At 66.3% G+C, this 19,268-nt stretch carries 14 protein-coding genes; 9 read left to right on the plus strand and 5 right to left on the minus strand.

Annotation, left to right across the window (positions count from 1 at the left end; all coding sequences use genetic code 11):
• Positions 1-220 precede the first annotated feature (220 nt).
• The gene (locus tag OG306_RS00795; RefSeq protein WP_266908047.1) at positions 221-1,027 is read right to left on the minus strand and encodes a FadR/GntR family transcriptional regulator; all 807 of its coding nucleotides are present in this window, start codon (positions 1,025-1,027) and stop codon (positions 221-223) included.
• 467 nt (positions 1,028-1,494) lie between these two features.
• Here OG306_RS00795 and OG306_RS00800 point away from each other — a divergent pair, with 467 nt between their 5' ends.
• The 7 genes from OG306_RS00800 (at position 1,495) to OG306_RS00830 (ending at position 14,163) form a co-directional block, all read left to right on the plus strand.
• The gene (locus OG306_RS00800) at positions 1,495-3,843 is read left to right on the plus strand and encodes an Ig domain-containing protein (RefSeq protein WP_371665038.1); all 2,349 of its coding nucleotides are present in this window, start codon (positions 1,495-1,497) and stop codon (positions 3,841-3,843) included.
• Positions 3,844-3,962: 119 nt separating this feature from the next.
• Complete coding sequence (locus OG306_RS00805; RefSeq protein WP_266751882.1) at positions 3,963-6,329, plus strand: discoidin domain-containing protein; 2,367 nt, start codon at positions 3,963-3,965, stop codon at positions 6,327-6,329.
• 97 nt (positions 6,330-6,426) lie between these two features.
• On the plus strand, positions 6,427-9,855 hold the full coding sequence (locus tag OG306_RS00810; RefSeq protein ID WP_432762226.1) for a putative Ig domain-containing protein: 3,429 nt from the start codon (positions 6,427-6,429) through the stop codon (positions 9,853-9,855).
• A gap of 127 nt (positions 9,856-9,982) precedes the next feature.
• Positions 9,983-12,361 (plus strand): Ig domain-containing protein, encoded by a 2,379-nt coding sequence (locus OG306_RS00815; RefSeq protein WP_266751884.1) that lies wholly within the window; start codon positions 9,983-9,985, stop codon positions 12,359-12,361.
• Positions 12,362-12,774: 413 nt separating this feature from the next.
• Positions 12,775-13,080, plus strand: a complete 306-nt coding sequence (locus OG306_RS00820; protein WP_266908053.1) for a hypothetical protein — start codon at positions 12,775-12,777, stop codon at positions 13,078-13,080.
• Positions 12,990-13,196 carry a DUF5110 domain-containing protein gene (locus OG306_RS00825; RefSeq protein ID WP_353963841.1) on the plus strand — a complete coding sequence of 69 codons (207 nt, stop codon included), beginning with the start codon at positions 12,990-12,992 and terminating at the stop codon, positions 13,194-13,196. The genes OG306_RS00820 and OG306_RS00825 overlap by 91 nt, the downstream gene beginning before the upstream one ends.
• Before the next feature lie 115 nt (positions 13,197-13,311).
• Positions 13,312-14,163: a reverse transcriptase domain-containing protein gene (locus OG306_RS00830; protein ID WP_266908129.1), complete on the plus strand. Its 852-nt coding sequence runs from the start codon at positions 13,312-13,314 to the stop codon at positions 14,161-14,163.
• Between the two features lie 25 nt (positions 14,164-14,188).
• Here OG306_RS00830 and OG306_RS00835 read toward each other — a convergent pair whose 3' ends face one another.
• Complete coding sequence (locus OG306_RS00835) at positions 14,189-15,514, minus strand: IS701 family transposase (RefSeq protein WP_266750593.1); 1,326 nt, start codon at positions 15,512-15,514, stop codon at positions 14,189-14,191.
• 894 nt (positions 15,515-16,408) lie between these two features.
• Between OG306_RS00835 and OG306_RS00840 the strand changes: the two genes are divergently transcribed.
• A complete protein-coding gene (locus OG306_RS00840; RefSeq protein WP_266908055.1) occupies positions 16,409-16,600 on the plus strand; it encodes a hypothetical protein in 192 nt (63 codons plus the stop codon).
• 107 nt (positions 16,601-16,707) lie between these two features.
• Here the strand turns inward: OG306_RS00840 and OG306_RS00845 are convergent, their stop codons facing one another.
• From OG306_RS00845 to OG306_RS00855, 3 genes are all read right to left on the minus strand, one after another.
• A complete protein-coding gene (locus OG306_RS00845) occupies positions 16,708-17,121 on the minus strand; it encodes a hypothetical protein (protein ID WP_266908057.1) in 414 nt (137 codons plus the stop codon).
• Positions 17,066-17,416: a DUF433 domain-containing protein gene (locus tag OG306_RS00850; protein ID WP_323187903.1), complete on the minus strand. Its 351-nt coding sequence runs from the start codon at positions 17,414-17,416 to the stop codon at positions 17,066-17,068. The genes OG306_RS00845 and OG306_RS00850 overlap by 56 nt, the downstream gene beginning before the upstream one ends.
• A gap of 418 nt (positions 17,417-17,834) precedes the next feature.
• The gene (locus OG306_RS00855; RefSeq protein ID WP_266908059.1) at positions 17,835-18,107 is read right to left on the minus strand and encodes a hypothetical protein; all 273 of its coding nucleotides are present in this window, start codon (positions 18,105-18,107) and stop codon (positions 17,835-17,837) included.
• Between OG306_RS00855 and OG306_RS00860 the strand changes: the two genes are divergently transcribed.
• Complete coding sequence (locus OG306_RS00860; protein ID WP_266908061.1) at positions 18,092-18,820, plus strand: hypothetical protein; 729 nt, start codon at positions 18,092-18,094, stop codon at positions 18,818-18,820. The two genes, OG306_RS00855 and OG306_RS00860, sit on opposite strands and share 16 nt — an antisense overlap.
• The last annotated feature ends 448 nt before the right edge of the window (positions 18,821-19,268 follow it).

The raw sequence follows: 19,268 nt of genomic DNA on the forward strand, positions 1-19,268 counted from the left end.
GAGATGAGACGGAGTTATTGCTGAACCAGGGAGGCAATAGATCTGATACATGTCGGTAGAGTTTCGTCGGCCCCTACGGATTCGCTTCGCGGGAACGAGACGCGTCGGTGGCGCGGTTCACGACCCCGGCACGCTTCGACCGCCCCGTCGCCCGGTCGTTTCCGGTGTGGGCGGCGGGGCGGGGCGGCGGGGCGCTACTGATCGAGGCTGTCGTCCGCGGTCACGCCCCGTCCCGGCCGGCGGGAGCGGCGGGAGCGGCGAAAATGCGATTGCGGATCTCTCGCTGGACCTGGAGTTCCGTCGTGTCGATATGGCGGGCCATTAGGGCGGCGGCCTGTTCCTGCTCACCGGCCCCGATCGCTTCCAGGATCGCCAGGTGCTGCTCCGCGGCCCCGGCGAGTGATCCCGGTGCGGAGTCGGCCAGGGCCACGATGGTGACCTGTCGCTGCAGCCGCTGGATCGCGTCGACCAGGCTGGAGAGGAACGCGTTCCCCGCTGCCGCGCCGATCGCCTGATGGAACTCCGCATCGGCCCGGCCGAACGACTCGTGGTCGTCGCGCTCGGCAGCCTCCGCCGAGCGCTGCGCCGCCTCGCGGATCGCCCTGAGCTGAACCGGTGTGGCCCGCGCGGCCGCGAGCCCGCTGGTCTCGGCCTCGGTGAAGCGCCGGAACTCGAACAGTTCACCGACGCGGCTCGGGTCGGTCGGCAGGAACCGGGAGAACGTGTCGGACCACAGGTCGTTCCTGGGATGCGCCACGAAGATGCCGCGCCCCTTCTCCACCGAGAGCCTCCCGAGGGCCGAGAGGATCTTGACGCCCTCTCGCACCACCGTCCTGCTCATGTCCACTTCGGCCGCCAGATCCTTCTCCGTCGGCAGCCGGTCGCCGGGCCCCATCCCCTGCCGGGCGACGTACTCCAGGATGCGCTCCGCCGCGACCTCGTAGCCGGGGCGGTAGGGGGCCGCCTCAGTCTCCGTCTCCGTCTCCGATGCCGCGGACGCGGACGCGGGCCGGGAAGATCCAGTCATGTTGCTCCATGTATCCGATGCATTCCGTCACGAAATACCAAGTGCTGGGCCCCCAAGATACCTCCCTGGCCGCCCGTACAGGGGTGCTCGGACCGCCCTGCGGAGCACCCGCGCCATCGGGAATAGATCCGAACTAAGCCTTGACGGCCACTTCCGTGCCGTGCACGCTAGACCGCACTTGTGCTGCGGTAGTTACACAGGAGAAGCAAGCGCACTTCCCTGCACGGGCAGGCCTATGGGCTCTCCGGCTCACGGCCGTCCGCCGATCCCGCTCCTCGGAACAGCGCGAACCATCTTCGTTGAAGAATACGAACTATCCAGGTGACTTCGTTCGTCGCTCGACGTTTGCCGGCCTTGCGCCCCTATGAGCTGTTCGCGGGCAGTTGATCAGCGATCCCGCGCGTCATCGAGAGTCACTTCACCTAGGAGGACATGTGGACAGGCGTCGCTTTCTGGTTGCCAGCGGCTTGAGTTCGGCCACGGCCGTGGCCATGGCCGCCGGACCCGCGCATGCCGCGCGAACGGCCAGGACCAAGACGTCCTCGTCGCTGCGGATCGGGGCGGGCTTCCTTTCGGTGGGCATCAGCGGCTCCGGGTACGTGGACAGCCTGGTGGACCTGCGTGACGGCACCGACCACCTGGCCAAGGACACCCCTGTGCCGCTGGTCAGCGTGGTGGCCGACGGCAAGCACGTGGTTCCCGCGAAGGTGCGGGTCGTGTCGCGTGACCGGGCGCACCACCGGCAGGTCCTGGAGTTCGTCGGCGAGAGCGTGACGATCCAGGTAGAGGCCGTCGGGTTTCCCACGCATTCCACACTTGAAGTCGTCGGCCTGACGGCCGCCTCGGGTGTGGATGTGCAGACGCTGCTGTGGGGTCCGCTGCCGACGATGCTCGACGACACCATCGGCGAGACGGTCGGTGTGGTCGCCAACTCCGATTTCGTCATGGGGGTCCGGCCGCTGAACGACAAGACGGTGGGCGGGTGGCCGAACGAGCATCTGGCGTACGGGTTCGGTCCTGACCTCGTATGGAATCCGTACGGCCTGCAGACCGGTGTGAAGGACGAGTGGCTGGCGAGCAACGTCGCCGCGAAGACCACGTGGGGCAGCGTCCTGCGCGCCACCACCTACGACTACAGCAAGGCACGGGTCCGGCAGCGCACCAACGGTTACGAGATCCCGCTCGGCCCGCTGCCCGCGCCCGAGGGCCGGATCGTCGGGTCGAAGATCGCCCTGTTCGGCAGTGCGCCGGATCTCGCCCTGACCGTGCTCAGCCAGATCGCCAAGGAGCACGACCAGGCGTACCCCACCCTGGACGGCCAGTGGCAGAAGGCGGCCCAGCGCACCTCGCAGACCCACTTCTGGGTCCACGACCTCAACACGGGCACCGTCACAGCGGCCGCCAAGCTCGCCGCGCAGGCCGGGGTGCGGAACATCTACGCGATCAGCGGCAACGGGCCGTGGGTGTCGCACGGGCACTACCAGTTCAACGGCTCCTTCGGTGGATCGGACGCGGCGGCCGCCCAGTTGGTGGCCGCAGCGGCGAAGGAGGGCATCGAGGTCGGAGTGCACACCCTGTCCACCTTCATCGATGCCAACGACCCGTACGTGAAGGCGCCGGCCGATCCACGGCTCGCGGTGGGCGGCTCCGCCCGGCTCACCCGCCCGCTGGCCGGGGCGGACACCACGCTGTACGTGGATGCCAACGGCCTGCTGGCCTCCGGCGTCGACGGTCAACGGCTGTGCATCGGCGACGAGTTCATCACCTACGGTTCCGTCACCAAGGTCAGCAACACCGAGTGGCAGGTCAGCGGCCTGAGCCGGGCACAGTGGTCCTCGGTCGCCAAGGACTACCCGGCCGGTACCACCGTCGCCCGGCTCATCCAGAACGGCTACGGCGGCGCGCTGGCCGGTCTGCCGATCACCGACGAGATCGCGACCCGGCTGGCCACCGCCTACAACACCAGCGGCGTCCACGCCACGTCCTACGACGGGCTTGAAGGCACCGGCTACAACGGCTGGGGCGGCTACGGCTTCGCACGGCTCGTCAACGGCGTCCACCGGCAGGTCACCACCAAGAACTTCATCACCGAGTGCAGCAACCTCGCGTCGAACACCTGGGACGCCCAGTCCAGGGCGAGCTGGGGTGAGATCGGCCCCACGAGCTACGCCCAGATCATCCGCAGCAACACCTTCTACCGGGCGAACTACCTGCCCGGGATGATGGGCCAGCAGGGGCTCTCGGGCGGCGACGCCCTGCAGAAGATCGAGGACACCCTGGCGCACGCGGCATCCCTCGACGCCGGCATCAACTTCGAGACCAGCGTGAGCAGCCTCCAGTCCGGGCAGAACACCGCCGTGCTGCTCGCCGCCGTCCGGATGTGGGAGTCCGCGCGCGCATCCGGCGCGTTCACTGCCGAGCAGAAGAAGCAGCTGGGCGTCGCGAGCAGGCACTGGCACCTGAGCGAGGTCACGCCGGACGCCGAGTGGACGCTGCAGGAGATGGACACGTCCGGTCAGCCGATCGGTGACCCGCAGTCGATCAAGGCCCCGACACCGGGCTTCGCCACGCCGGAGCCGGCGGACGCCCGGGTCGGAAAGCTGTACGCCTTCAAGGTGACCTCGACGACTCCGCGGACCATCCGCTACGAGGTCACCGACGGCCGCCTCCCGCACGGCCTGACCCTCAACCAGGACACCGGTGGCATCACCGGAATTCCTGCCTTCCCCGGCACCAGCAAATTCACCATCACCGCCAAGAACGGCGGGAGCATCGCCGACGCGAAGACCACCTACAAGATGACGACCCGGCCGTGACCGCTGCCGTGCCGTGCCCCGGCCTCGGTCGGGGCACGGCACGGCCGGCACCTGCTCCCCGTCGCGTCACCCGCACGAACCTCCAGGAACGAATCCATCGAGAACGCTTGGAGTTTCACATGAGAGTGCGTCCAGGACAGCTGCTGTGCCTTCTCGCGTCAATGCTCTCCTTGCTCGCCCTCGCCGCTCCCGCGACACCGGCGAGCGCCGCCCCCGACCCGGTCAACGCAGAACCCGCAGTGGTGCCCGCCCTCCAGAAGTGGCAGGGCCGCACCGGATTCTTCGAGCTGGGCCGGCACAGCCGCATCGTGTTCGCCGGAGCGCACCGCGACCGTCTCCGCGATCAACTCGCCACCCTCCCCGACGAGATCGAGCAGGTCACGGGGCGCAAGCCGGCCCTGTCGCCGCGCCGCCCGCACAGCGGCGACATCGTGCTTTCGGTCGATCCCACCCTGCCCGAAGCGGTGGACAGCGCCCGGTTCAAGGAAGAGGGCTACACCTTCACGGTCACCGGCGAGAACGTGCGGATCACCGCGCCGACCGCGAAGGGCGTCTACTACGGCACCCGTACGCTCCTGCAGATCCTGCTGCTCGACGACGGCCGTGACTCCGTCCCCGTGGGCACCGCCGTGGACTGGCCGAACTACAAGGTGCGGGGCTTCACGCTGGATGTCGGGCGGCGCTTCTTCACCGCGGACTTCATCCGCGACTACATCCGCCTCATGGGCTGGTTCAAGCTCAATGAGTTCCAGATCCACCTCAACGACAACGGGTTCAAGGGTGACCGGCCCTGGAGCGAGGCCCAGGCCGGCTTCCGGCTCGAGACCGACAACCCCGCGCTGTCCGGCCTGGCCTCGAAGGACGGGGCGTACGGCCGGCACGACTGGGACTCCTTCGAGGACACCGCCGCCGCCAACGGCGTCACGCTCGTCCCCGAGTTCGACGCCCCCGCCCATTCGCTCGCGTTCATCCGGTTCAAGCCGTCCCTGGGTCTCAACAACGGCGATTCCGACCACCTGGACCTGTCCAAGCCGGAGACCACCGCGTTCATGAAGTCGGTGTTCGACGAGTTCACGCCGTGGTTCCGCGGCCCGGACGTGCACTTCGGCGCCGACGAGTACCGGTCGGACAAGCCCCGCTACAAGAGCTACTTCAACGAGATCGCCGCCCACATCCGCGCGCTCGGCAAGCATCCGCGCGCCTGGGGCAGCCTGTCCCTGATGACGTCCGACACCGAGGGCTTCGACCGCGACGTCACCCTCAACAGCTGGAACAACTCGTGGTACGGCCCGCAGGCCGCCAAGAAGGACGGCTATTCGTTCATCAACACCAACGACGCCCTGCTCTACATCGTCCCGTTCGCGAGCTACTACCACGGCCACGGCCTGGACGGTAAGTACCTCTACGACAACTGGGAACCCAACGTCTTCCCCGACGGCCAGAGCGTCGCACCGAAGGACCCCCAACTCCTCGGCGCCATGTCCTCGGTGTGGAACGACCTGACCAAGTCCAGCTACACCGAACTCGACGTGCACGAGCTGGTCGAGCCCACCTTCGGGGTCCTCGCGCAGAAGATGTGGAGCGGCGCCAACTCGGGTGTCCCGTACAGCGATTTCATGTCGACCGTGCGCAAGCTCGGCGTGGGTACGGGGCTGACCGAGGTCGCCACGACACTCGCCACCCCGGCCAACAGTGAGCTGAGTGCGGGCAAGCCGGCGTCCGCGTCCGCGGGCACGGCCGACGCGGCGTTCGACGGGGTGAGCACCACCAAGTGGCAGAGCGGCCCGGGAGATCACGCCTGGCTCCGCGTGGACCTCGGCCGCCCCCGGACCGTCACCAAGGCCGACCTGGACTGGGCGCCCGCACACGGCCGTGACTACGCGATCCAGGTGTCCGGCGACGGCACGACCTGGACCACGGTCGCCCACCGCACGGACCGCGCGTCCGCGGGATCCGACACGCTCACCTTCGAGCCGGTCACCGCCCGGTACGTGCGTCTCGTCGGCACCGAAGCGGCCCGCAAGCAGGACGGCTTCGCGCTGTGGAGCATGCGCGTCTTCGACGCAGCGGATCTGGCGCTGCACCGGCCCACCACCGCGTCGTCGTCCGAAGTGCCCAGCCTGGGACCGGAGAACGCCACTGACGGTGACCCGGTGAGCCGCTGGGCCAGTGCCTACCGTGACGGCGAATGGATCCAGGTGGACCTGGGCCAGGTACAGACGGTCCGCCGCGTCCTGCTCGACTGGGAGACGGCGTCCGGAAAGGACTACGACATCCAGGTCTCCGACGACGGGACGAACTGGAAGACAGCCGCCGCCGTCCGGGACAAGCCCGCAGGCGCCCGCGTGGACGACCTCACCTTCGCTCCCGTGTCGGGCCGGTACATCCGCATGCAGGGCATCAAGCGCACGTCGTCCTTCGGCTATTCGCTCCGGCGCCTCGAGGTCCGGGCCGCGAGCCCGGCGACGAACCTGCTGCGCCGCTGAGACGTGGTGCCGGCCGGTGACGGCGCCGGTCGGCACCACTGCACAACCCCTACGGAGCACGGAGTAGTCGCGCTAATGGAGAGAGGGCCACTCGACAGTGAGTAACAGCTATAGAAAGATCGCTTCCTTCTTGGGGGTGGTGATCGTCGCATCACTCCTGTTCGGTGTATCCGCAACGAAAAAGGCGTCCGCGCAGCAGGTGCCCGGGAACGCTCCGTTCATCAACTCCTGGCTGGTCTCGGGCCCATTCGATTCGCCGGTGGTCGACAAGCAATATGAATGTGAAGCCGATGGCTCGAAGACCCCGGTCGACGGGAAGGCGGAGATCACTCCGAAGGTCGGCGATTCATTGAGCTTCGGCAACGAAAGCAGAAAGTGGGAGTACTTCGACGACCGCATCTATAACCGGAACTACGACGACTACCAGGATCTTTACGGGTATTACTCCGTCAAGAAGGGTGTCGATACGAGGAACAAGTACGTGTATGCACACACGTACGTCTACAGCCCTGTCGAGCAGCAGGCATATCTCAATGTCGGCGCGAGCGGTTCGTACCGGCTGTATGCGAACGACAGCTGCCTGACGAACCCGAGCACCCCGGTGGAGGTGCAAAAGGATCTGACGAAGCAAGCCGTCCAGCTGCACGCAGGTTGGAACAAGCTGATGATTCAGATCAAGCACACCTACACGGAGGACGTGAATTCAAACGGTGTGCCGATAGCCAAGGATCAGAACGTCGCCTTTCTCGGGTTCTACGGCCGGGTGGCGGACCAGAACGGCAACAAGATCGACGGCCTGGTCAATTCCGTGACAGGGTCGTCGGGGAGTCTGCAGATCGTGTCGCAAGGACTCTCGACCGACGATGCGATCCACACTCCGCTTCCGAAGAACAGCATGCCCACCGGCTACAAGGAATGGCCGTACGTCTGGAACAAGTCGGCGTCCAACAACAAGTACGGCGTCAGCGCTTCGGCTTTCCAGTTCATGGCTGCCAGTGGCGCGCCGGGCTATACCTGGAAGATCATCGACGGGAAGTTGCCTGATGGCCTGGCGCTGAACCCTGATGGCTCCATCGCGGATGGACTGGTCGACGGGAAAGTCGATCTGAACAGCACCAAAGGCATCGTTGGCGTCAACACCGAACCAGGAGACTACCGCTTCACCGTCCAGGTGGCCGACAAGGAAGGGAGCACTGCCTCAAAAGACTTCACCATCACGGTGAAGGAACGTCCGAACAAGTGGTTCGAGGAGGGCAGGGTCAGCGCACTGACCCATTCCACCCCGACGTACAACTACTTTGTGGATCCCACCTACTCCGTTGATCAATGGGCAGCGAGAGCGAAGCGCGAAGGACACTCGCTGGTTTCGGTCGAATCCCTGCAGCAGAACTACTTCTGGCCGTCAAAATTCGCCGATCCGAAGCACATCAGGGCGGAGTACCTCCCCAAGGACGAGAACGGCAATGTAGTAGACGGATTGAAGCCGTATGAACAGGCGGTAAAGCGCTACGGAATGAAATTCGGCCTGTACTACGCTACCGAGGGCGGCGGCTTGCAGCATTACTCCACTGATGTGTTCGTGCAGAATGTGGAGGATCTCATCAGGCGTTACTCTCCGGACTACCTGTACTTCGACGGCCCACAGGCAATGCCCAATGCCAACTACGACGCGATGTACAGCGCAGTGCGCGACCACAGCGATGAGATCATCGTGGACTCAAATGCCCAGGGGGCAGAGTACGGTGATCCGGATGTGAGAACCAGCGAGGCGTCGGGCATCTACGCCAATACGGGGAAGAACCATCTTCTCAAGCGGACCCCCATGGAACCGTGGAAGATGATCCACACCAAGAACATGCTCTCGCCGTACTATGGCAAGCGCGACGACTTCAGGCAGGTCGCCAAAGAGATGGTGATGAATGCCGGTCGGGGCTATGTCGACAACAACGATCAATCGGTTCTCGACAGCCGGGGACCGAACTGGGACTCTCCCCAGGACATCGCCACGAGATACCCGAAGGCCGTCCAGGAGTTCATCGACGTACGAGAGAACCTCGCCGGCTGGTTCGCTCCGGTGCATGGTACGGAGAGACACGAGTCCACGACGGGCACGACGCCGTACTTCCTGGCGGACGCCGGCTACGAAGACGATGGACGAGGAAACTACGAGAAGTTCGCTTTCCCCAACAGCACGACCGGCCCGCAATGGGGATATGCGACTGTCAGGGACAACAACATCTATCTGCACATCGTGAAGGGGCCGGACGGCAAGAAGGGCTTCGACGCGATCACCGACAAGCCCCTGACCATTCGTCCGGTCAAGGATCGGGTGAAGTCGGTGAGATGGCTGAACAGCGACGTCCCGGTCACGTCGTTCAGTCAGAAGGGCGACAGCCTGACCATCGACCTGGCCGATGTGAAGGAAGACCCGATCGACACGATCGTCAAGATCGTGACGGACAATCCTGAGCGCAAGTACAAGCTGACCGACATCGACGTCACGGGTCAGCAGTTGGCGCCGAAGGTGCTGAAGGTCAAGGCCGAGGGTTACATGACGTATCCCGCGCTGAAAGCCAAGCTTTCGGGCGTTACCTACAGCAGCGCGAACCCTGAGACAGCGAAGGTTCGCCCCAGTGGAATCGTGCATCCGGTGTCGGACGGCACGACGAGCATCACGGTCCGAGGCGCTTATGAGGGCGTGACCAAGCAAGGCGTGTTGAAGGTGACGGTCAAGGACGGCCTCGTCCATGCCGCCGACATGCTCAGTGCGTCGTTGTCGGTGGAAGGGAAAGAGGCCTACGGCGAGTTCGGCCTGAACGACGGGCTCACGTACGACATACAAGGCAGGTCGACCTCGGGCGGGCCCATCGGCTTGGACGCGGCTCAGATCACATGGCATGGCGGAATCGTCGATCTGGCAGGCGGTGACAAATACAAGCCGGTCGCCATCAAGGAAGTGGACACGTTCACGTTCAAGGGGAAAAAGATCACCACCCCGCAGGTCGAGGCACCCACGAGAGGGGTCGTCTGGGCAGACGTGACACTGGACGGTAAGACCTACCGAACGAACAGGGTCTTCATGGACCTGCTGCCGTACCGGAACCTCGCGAAGGGTGCCGAAATCACCGCCGGCCAGGGGCGGGATACGTTGTCGCACCTCACCGACGGCAGGCTCATCAATGGCGACCACTTCGATCGGTCGAAGTGGTCGGTGCCAGGAAGCGAAAAGGCTTGGATTCAATTCAAGCTGCCCGCGAAGTCGGATATCGCGAACATCGACATCAACTTCAACACGCTGGATCAGAATTACTTCAACACGCCCAGGACAATCAAGATCCAAACCAGTGTCGACGGCGTGACCTGGAGTGATGCCACTACCGTCAACGGCCCGACGGGTACTGCCTATTTCGGGTTCCGCAACCAGTACCCCCTCAGCGCGCAGGCCCAGTACGTGAAGTTGGCGTTCGACGACGGCTCGAACGGGTCGACGACCGACCTGCTCGAGGTTGCCATCAACGGGAGATAGGTGACATGGCGACCGGTCGGCGTCGTGGCCTTCATCGGTGACGACGTCGGCCGGCACCACTGCACAACCGATTGCACCCTCCACGTAGAACACGAGACATATCGACACATGTCGATTTGGAGGAATTGTGGACAGAAGAAACTTCCTGATCGCCGGCGGTGTCAGTTCGCTGGCGCTGATCGCGACGCCGGCCCTCGCCCAGCCGGCGGCAGCAGCAGGGCCGGCGTTCACGGAACAGGCCGGCCGCCCGTTACGGATCAGGGCGGGATTCCTGTCGCTGGGTCTCGACCCGGCGGGCCGGGTCGTCGAACTGAAGGACATACGCACGGGAACCGACCATTTGCCGGCGGGCAAGTCGCTCCCCCTGGTGTCCGTCGTCCTGGGCGACGGACACCAGGACACCCCCACCCAGGTGAAGGTCTCCCGGCAGGACCGGCACATGCTGGTGTTCAGCGGCGACCAGGCGACGGTCGAGGTCAAGGTCGTCAACCACGCGACGTACGCGACGCTTGAGGTCGTCGGTCTGGACGCCGCACCGGGCGTGGACGTGCGGACCCTGCTGTGGGGGCCGCTGACCACCAGCGTCACTGACACCGTCGGCGAGGCCGTCGGTGTGGTCCGCGACAGCGGCTTCGCCCTCGGCATCACCCCGCTCAACGACAAGACCGTCGGCGGCTGGCCCAAGGAGTTCGACGCGTACGGGTTCGGCTCGGAGGTGCAGTCGAAGCCGTACGGGGAGGCCGGGACGCAGAACGAGTGGGGCGCCGCGGCGAAGACGTCGTGGGGCAGCATTCTGCGCGCCTACTCCTACGACTACAGCACCGTGCGGACCCGCGAGGACGGCATCCGGATCGGCCCGCTGCCGGGCTTCGAAGGCCGGATCCTCGGATCGAAGCTGGCCGTGTACGGCAGCACCCCTGATCTCGTGCTCACCGTGCTCAGCCAGATCGCGCAGGGCGAGCACCTGCCGTACCCGACCATCGACGGGCAGTGGCAGAAGACGACCCGGGCGACCCGGCAGCCGTTCCTGGCCCTGTCGTCCCTCGGCACCTCGAACCTCTCCGACGCCATGAAGTTCGCGAAGCAGGCGGGCATCAAGAACGTCTACTCCGTGCAGGGCGCGGCCGGTCCCTGGAAGTCGACGGGGCACTACCAGTTCAACAGCGGCTTCGGCGGCTCGGACGCCGCCGCGGCTCAACTGGTGGCGACCGCCGCCGCGGGCGGCATGCGGGTCGGCGTGCACACCCTGTCCAACTTCATCCAGGCCGATGACCCGTACATCTCTCCCGCACCGGCCGACATGCGGCTCACGGTCGGCGCGACCGTGCAGCTGACCCGCGCTCTGGCCGCGTCGGACACGACCCTGTACGCCGACGGAGACTCCGGCGGCGGCGGTCACGTCATCGGCCGCCGGCTGCGCATCGGCGACGAGTTCCTCACATACTCCGGTGTGACGCAGGCCGGCGCCGGCGAGTGGCAGTTCACCGGCATCAGCCGGGCGCAGTGGGGATCGGCCGCGGCGGCCCACCTCGCCGGGGCCGACGCCACCCGGGTCAGCGAGAACCAGTACGGCGGTGCACGAGGCGACCTGCCGGTCATCGACGAGATCGCCACCCGCCTTGCCGCGATGGCCAACACCACCGGCGTCCGGAGCATCTCGTACGACGGGCTGGAGGAGGTGTCCTGGAGCGGCTGGCGCGGCCAGGGCTTCGCTCACCTGGTCAACGGGATCTATCGCCGGCTCGACTCCCAGGACGGTTTCATCTGCGAGGCGTCCAACCCGTCGTCCAACTCGTGGTTCGCCCAGTCGCGGATCAGCTGGGGCGGCATCGGCTGGTCCGACTCCAACTACGCGCAGGTGATCAGGAACAACAACTTCTACCGGGCCAACTTCCTGCCCGCCATGGGTGGTTCACTGCCGATCGGTGGAGGCACGAGCACGCTCGGCGTCGAGCACAACCTGGCCCTCGGCGCGTCGATCGGCGCGAACTTCGGCTGGTTCGAGACGAGCACGGACAGTCTCGCCAAGGGATCCAACACCGCAGAGGTCCTCACTGCGGTACGGATCTGGAACTCCGCCATCGAGGCCGGCGCCTTCACGCCCGCCCAGCAGCAGCTCATGACCGACGAGAAGAAGAACTGGCACCTGAGCGAGATGGCCGAGGGGAAGGAGTGGTCGCTGCAGGAGCTGGACTCGTCCGGCAGTCCGGTCGGCCGGGCTCAGCCGGTGCGGGCGCCGAAGCCCGGTTTCACGACACCGGAGCCGGCCAACGGCCGCGTGGGTGAGCTGTACGCGTTCAAGGTCACCTCTAGCTCGCCCCGTACGGTCCGGTACGAGGTCACATCCGGCGCGCTGCCCGCCGGACTGAGCCTGAACAAGGACACCGGCGGCATCACCGGAGTCCCCACCGCCCCGGGCACCAAGCGGTTCACGATCACCGCGCGCAACAACGGCATCATGCCCGACGCGGAGGTCACGTACAGCCTGCAGGTCACTCGCGGCTGACAACGGCCTCGGTCGGTCCATGACCGCTGAAAACAGTCAGGGCCACGACGGAAGTGTGACGACACGCCTCAGCGCTTCCCTTCGACGGAGTCCAGAGAGATGTCGTGGCCCTGGCTCGCCTGGTTCTTGTGCGCCGACAATGTGATCGTGACGGGGCCGCACCGTCGATACTGCCCCGCATCATTGCCTGGTACGGGCCGCGCAGGGCGATCTGCCGGCCGGTGATGTGTACACCTGCGGCATGACCGGGGAAGCACCACCTGCCCCGGACCCGGCGGATCGTTGGCGCGCGCGGCACTGTCCTGCGGACGACCCCACGACAGCCTGCTGAGCCGCGCGTTGGCCGAGGCCACCGCGCCGTCCGCCCGATCCGGGCTCCCATGGCTGTCCCCACTACCGAGGAGTTCATGACCATGAGTGTTGTGACCATTGTAGAGCGCCCTGCGGCGCCGGAGACCCCGTTGATCGACGACGTGACGGTCGCGCTGCTGGGCGGTCGGTTCGCCGTCCGCGAGCTGCCCGGCGGGCTGATTGCCCTGGACGTCACCGCCCCGAAGGGCACCACCGTGGAGATCCGGCTGGCTGTTCCGCTGCGCGATGCCGTCGGCTTCAGCGCGACGACCACCGGATGCGAGGCGCCGACGGTGCGTTCCCCCTCGTCGAGGACGACGGGGTCACCGAGGACCACCAGTTGGGCGAGCAGACCGTCACCGAACTGACCCACGCCGACAAGACGCGCAAGGTCGTCATCCGCCACCCGCGGGGAACCTATTCCGACGCACCCACCGCGCGCCGCTACGTGGGCCTTATGCCCCGGCTTCGGCTGGATTGTTAAGGGAAGGAGGTTGCGGCAGACCCGATCTCTGGCCTCAGGCAACAGTAGGGCGAGCACCGCCACGTCGAGGGATCTGCGCACAGGACGTCCCGCGCAAGAGCCATCGCCATGGCGTGTGCCGATTTTCGAGGCGGAATTCCTCCCGTGCTCCTACGGGTTCCGTCCGAACCGCCGGGCTCACGACGCGGTGGCCGAGGTCCGCCACTTCACGTCCCACGGGTATGAGTGGATCGTGGAGGGCGACATCAAAGCCTGCTTCGACGAGATTTCGCATCCGGCCCTGCTGGACCGGGTGCGGCTTCGGATCGGGGACAAACGCGTTCTTGACCTGGTGAAGGCGTTCCTCAAGGCGGGCATCCACGGTGAGGATCGCGTGCTGCGAGAAACCAGCGCAGGAACCCCACAGGGTTCGATCTTGTCGCCGTTGCTCAGCAACGTGGCCCTCTCCGTCCTGGACGAGTACGTCGCCCAGGGTCCGGGAGGACCCGGAAGCAGCAAGCTCGGGCGGGAACAGCGTCGCCGTCAAGGTCTTCCCAACTACCGTTTGTCACGGTACGCGGACGACTGGTGTCTGATGGTCCACGGCACCGAAGACGACGCCGAAGCCCTGCGCGATGAGATCGCTGGGGTCTTGTCCACGATGAGCCTGCGCCTGTCCCCGGAGAAGACCCTGATCACCCGCATCGATGAGGGACTGGACTTCCTCGGGTGGCACATCCAGCGCCACCGCAAACGAGGAACCAGCCGGTACTACGTCTACACCTACCCCGCACGCAAAGCCCTCGCGGCTGTGATGGCCAAGGTCAAGACGGCGTGCCGGAGGATGGCCACGAACCAGCCACTTGACACCCTGCTCATCCATCTCAACCGGATGCTGCCGGGCTGGTGCGCCTACTTCCGACCCGGCGTGTCCAGCGCGACATTCCAATACCTGAGCTCGTACACATCTCGAGTTTCGCTGTTCTGACCAGTCGTCAGTGCCTGTTCCGGGGTCAGGCTGCCTGGTCACCGTCGGCGGCGGCCCAGGCGTGCTGGACCTCCCGGATTTCTGCATCCGTGGGCCGACCTGGGGTGGTGGGCGTAAATCGGGCCGCGATGATGGTGCGGCGGAGCTTGGCGGTCATGTCGGCGAATGCCGGGGTGGTCTTGGTGGTGTACCACGGGGCTCGCTCGCGGCGTTCGGCGGCATCGGCGGGGTGGTGACCGTGCAGCGCGTACCAGATGACGGTGATCGTGTAGCAGTACAGGCCGAACGGCACCCCTCGCTGGACTGCGTGCCGGGTCCGGTGGTGGGCCTGCCCGACGCCGAGGACGCTGCGGGCTTCGCCGAAGGTCACCTCGATCGACCACCGCGCGGCATAGCGGGCCACCAACTGCCCGGCCGACGCGGTCAGATCGGTGGATATCAGCGCCAGGTCGTAGCCGGTATCGGTGGTGTCCTCACGCAGCAGTACCACCTTCACCGGCTGGGTGTGGAAGGAGCCGTACCACAGGCAGGTGGTCTCGGTGGCGAACACGGTTTCGGTGCGGCCGTAGCGGGTCACCGCCTGCGGGGTGAACACCAGCGTGGCGGCCAGCTCGGCCGGCGTGCCGAGCCGGTCGCCCTTCAGGCGGGGCCGCCCACGCCGCCCGGTCGGCGGCGGGGCGAGAGCGTAGAGCACGGCGTTGGACGGCACCCGGGTGGTGAAGGTGACGGATACCGGCAGGTCACGCAGCGCACGGCCGTGGTAGGCAGCGTCGGCGACCACATCGATACGCCGACCCCAGTGACAGGCGGCCAGGAACCGGATCATCGCCGCGGCCAACTCGACCTTGGTCTTCTCGCCCTTCGGGCGGTGCAGCCGGGCGGCCACCGGCAGGCACACCGGCCGGGACAGGAACGGCAGGTCCACGATCAGGCCGATCACGACGAAGCAGGTGCCGTAGCCGATTCCGTCGCGGCCGGCGGCGGAGCCGTCGTGCTGCCAGGCGGCGCCGAAGACCTTCTTCCCGCGCCGTTTGAACAGCGTGTCGTCCACCGCCACCGTCAAGACGGCGCCGTCGGGCACCAGCGAGCGCACCACGAGGTGGGACAGCGACGCGCCAAGCGTCTGCGGGTCCCAGCGGGCGCGAGCGAAGAAGGAGTGCGCCCGGTCGTGGGACCAGTGATGCGTCAAGTTCGCGCCCAACAGCATCCCGGTGACCGTGCCCCGGCCGGTGTTCGCGATCAGCCCGGTGACCAGCGCGGCGAACGTGGAGAAGGTCGGCGAGGTGAAACTGCCGCGCAAAGCACCCAACACGGCGAGCAGAGATGCGGGTACGGTCGGATCCGGAAGCATCGGCGGGTCCCTCACAGCAGGCGACACAAGCACCGCCGATGCTTCCTTGCTGTCCACTCCCAAGGCGGAACAACGGCCACAGGTCACCCGCGCGAGCTACCTACCTGACAGTTGGTCAGAACAGCGAAAGTCGAGAGGCTCACTGACGGTCTATCAAATCAGCAACCTCCGACTGCCTGCACCAGACAACATCAGTCGCCTGAAGGCCGCTTGCGATCCAAGTCCGGTTACAAGTTGTCATCCGACACACGGGCAGCCGGCGTAGGGGGCTGCCACGCCAGCATGGATTCTGCGGTCGCGCACGAGAACACGGTGCAGCGGAGGGTGAAGCTCATGGCCAAGCTCACAGAGGAGCAGAAGCGACAACGAGCCGCCAAACGTGCTCTGCGCTCGGCTCTCGATGCCGAAGCAGATGACCGGCGGCGCCGTGAGCGGGATGAGCGGTGGAAGCGAGAAGGCACGCGCCTCAGCTGGGCGGAGTACGTGGCCGGTGAGCCCTGCCGGGGTTGCGGAGAGCCTATACAAGATGGGCTGGTTGACTGGTATCCCCTCATGAAATTGTCCGAGTCGGAGAGGCATGAGTACGAGGAAGCCGACCGGAGATTCCGCGAGCGGCACGCCGACTGCCGGGGTGGTCGGTGGAGCATCAGCGGTTCTCGGGTGACGCATTGCTGTTTCTGTTGCCCGCCACCGCCGGTGGGGCCGAAGCAGATGGAGAAGCTCGCCAGGCTGTTTGCTTCCTGGCCCTCACAGGAGGAACGCCAAAAGGACCTCCATAGCTGGAACCTCACTCTCCGTTGCGACCACGTGGTGCCATACATTCAACATCGGGATAACTCCTACGTTTCCACCCGCGTCGTCGACTGCCCAGAATGCGGAGACCGTCGCGGAGTAGTGAGCAGTGAGCGGGTAGGGCCCGCGTACCGCGACGACGGGACCGTCCGTGAGCGCACGGCAGCTGATCTAGAGCGCCTCGCCCGGGAACTGGCATCCGCCGAGGCGAAGCTGACCCGTCAGCAGAAGAGCGCGGCGGCAACCCAACGGCGCATCGCCGAGCTCCAGGAAGAGCTCAGCAGCGAGTCTTGATGAGACGCAGCGCAGTCGGCGACGCCGGGTCATTTCCCGGCATCGCTTCCAATGGGTCACCGGCCGGGAGCCCTCGTGTATCGAGGTGTCAGGACTCAGCGGACGAATCACGCCCCGGCCAGTGCTTCGGCGGAGACGGCTGGGTCCGTGATCTGAAGGCGCTTCTGCCGAGTCGGGTCGATCGATGTCAGGGAGACGAGACGGTGGCCGTCGGCTGTTTCGAGTTCGGATAGGGCGTGGGGAAGGGCCGCGCACACGGTGGCGATCGCCGTGCCCAGTCCCACCAGGCCGCCGCGCTTGTTGTTCTGGCGGTACTCGATGCGATGCAGGCCCGACTGTGCGATGGCCGCCACTTCGAGTGGCCGGCTGAGCCGTTTGGTGTCGTTGGTGATGACGACGTCGAAGTCCTCAGCTTTGGCTCTGGCGTACAGCTCGATGTCCTTCGTGCCCGTCCAGCCCTTGATCTCATGGACGTGGACGACGTCGTGTGCCTTCAGCAGGATGCGCACGATCTCGGCCATGGGGCGGGGCACGTTCTCGTCGAGCAGCAGTTTCAAGCAACGACCTGCCGGGCTCGCTGCTGCCATAGCTGTCGACGTACTCGCTGGAGTCGGCGGCGTCACGAGCGGCCTCGGCCGTCACGCCTGGGTAGAACTCACCGATCTGGTCCGGTGGGATGCCGTCTCTTACGAGGGCAGCGACATCTGACGCCGGGACCCTGGTGCCTTGGATCGGCGCCGTGCCGAACTCCGGGAGCCAACCTGCTCCGCAAGCCCCCCTCCAGACCCGTATGTCCGTAACCGACTGCGCTGTCAGTCCCTTTCGGCATGATTGACGCCAACACCTGCTGGATCACCGTGCCCGGGTGGGACCTATCAGAGGCCAGGGGCGCGGTGTTGGAGATTGGAGTCCGATGACCGCGGCGGAATCACGTACGTCTCTTCCTTTCGATTTTCTGCGTACGGTCATCTCACAGGCATCCGACGACTCCCCGCCCACGCGCATGGCTGTCGAGGCGATACGCACGGCATCCCAGGGCACGGACCGGGACGGCCTGCTCATGGCCCTGCTCACGGGACCGCTCGCGCAGTCGGCGCCCGAGTGGCTGTTGGCCACGGTGGTGGAGAGCGATCTGAATCGCGAACCGCAGCCATACATAACGACCGACCGCATGGAGTTGACCCGCGTCGCCCTGTCGCACCCCGCCTGCCCGGACGCATACAGGGTGCGGTTTCTACGGGAGTGCACTGAGGCGCGACTCGGTGTGCTTGGCCGAAGAGAGGGTGGGGCAGCGCTCATACGCGCCGTCGTTGCTGAGCTCCACCGCCGCTCGGCAACGGACCTGACCATCACCCCCGAGCTGCTGACGGCTCCGACGCCCGCCCAGCTCGTACTCGGTGAACACGGCTTGCATGAGGACGTGTTCGTCGCAGCGCTCGACTGCCTCCCGTTCGGGCCGGACAAGCATGACGGCGAAGAAGACGTCGAGGCGTGGATGGAGCGCCACCGTCCGCATCCGACGCATGGGACAGCATGTGGTCCGGTATCGTCCGGGCGCAGACCGGGCATCACCGCCGCCTGCTGGCCTGGTCCGCGCGGCACCCCGCCGCCGATCGCGTGGTGCGCAAACACCTGCTCGGCTCCTTGCCATGGCACGTCGAACCGACCTTGTTGGAGGAAGTCGCCGCACACGACCTGGAGTACTTCGGTCGAGCGGTCCTCCTCACCCGGATCTCCCGGTCCTGCCGGGACGGGCTGACGCCCGCGCAGGCACGGGAGCGCTACGCCGACGAGCTGGCGGCTGCGTCCCAGGAGGAGCGGGACTACGTGGAGCGATTCCTCGACGAGGAGATGCAGTCCGGGTACCTCCAGACCATGGCCTGCCGTTCCGCTGTCGCCTGGGTGGAGCGCGCAGCCAGGCAAACCTGGCGGTTCCTCCTCAACCCTGGCGAGGCTCAGCGTCTCGGACGGCCCCGGGAATGGCTGGCGTCTGAAGAACTCGTCGCCACCCTCAGCACCCAGTTCGCGACCATCTCCCTTACCGCCTTGAGCCTCTGGGAGCCTGACTCCGATTCGCGCAATCCGGTCGTGCGCGATCTCGGCTGGTTGCACGCACTCCTCGTGCATCTCCCCGAAGTCCCGGACGAGGCGCGGCAGAAAGCACGTCTCGTGGTGCGGGACACCCGGCGGGCCCTGTCCGCCTGCGGGGCGGGCCCCTGAGTGGTTTTTGCCCCTGTCTTGGGAGCCATGTGAGAGCCGACTTCGAGATGCGGCTCCAGGGGCCCTTACCCGAGGGTGGCTGCGCGTGCACGCAGCAGGTCATTGAGCACGGGCACCAGTGACACAGGCGTTGGTTCAGCGGGGCAAGGCCGTGTCCGCGACACTCTCGACACGCTTTTGGTCGCCTTGCCCGGCTGCATGGCCACCGCGATGCCGGCGGCGCGGCCGTCATCGGTGGTTCCGGGCCGCCGGGCGGAGGCGCCCGGCCGAGCGGTGAAGAACTGGTTGAGGTCGGAGTGGGTGGAGATCACCCGTCCCGCCGCCCAGCCCAGGGCGGTCCCATTCCGTGACGTCGACCATGGGCGCAGCCGGTGACCTTCCGGGCCCTGTGGTGGAGGTACAGGTGCGGCCGTCGCGACCATTGAGGCCCGCCGGTGCGGCGGGCACG

It is taken from the genome of Streptomyces sp. NBC_01241, assembly GCF_041435435.1.
Lineage (GTDB): Bacteria > Actinomycetota > Actinomycetes > Streptomycetales > Streptomycetaceae > Streptomyces.

Excerpts from the sequence above, each read along its gene's own strand:
- OG306_RS00795 (WP_266908047.1), bottom strand. The coding sequence starts at position 1,027 with ATGACTGGATCTTCCCGGCCCGCGTCCGCGTCCGCGGCATCGGAGACG.
- OG306_RS00805 (WP_266751882.1), top strand. The coding sequence starts at position 3,963 with ATGAGAGTGCGTCCAGGACAGCTGCTGTGCCTTCTCGCGTCAATGCTC.
- OG306_RS00820 (WP_266908053.1), top strand. The coding sequence starts at position 12,775 with ATGAGTGTTGTGACCATTGTAGAGCGCCCTGCGGCGCCGGAGACCCCG.
- OG306_RS00825 (WP_353963841.1), top strand. The coding sequence starts at position 12,990 with ATGCGAGGCGCCGACGGTGCGTTCCCCCTCGTCGAGGACGACGGGGTC.
- OG306_RS00835 (WP_266750593.1), bottom strand. The coding sequence starts at position 15,514 with ATGCTTCCGGATCCGACCGTACCCGCATCTCTGCTCGCCGTGTTGGGT.
- OG306_RS00845 (WP_266908057.1), bottom strand. The coding sequence starts at position 17,121 with ATGGCCGAGATCGTGCGCATCCTGCTGAAGGCACACGACGTCGTCCAC.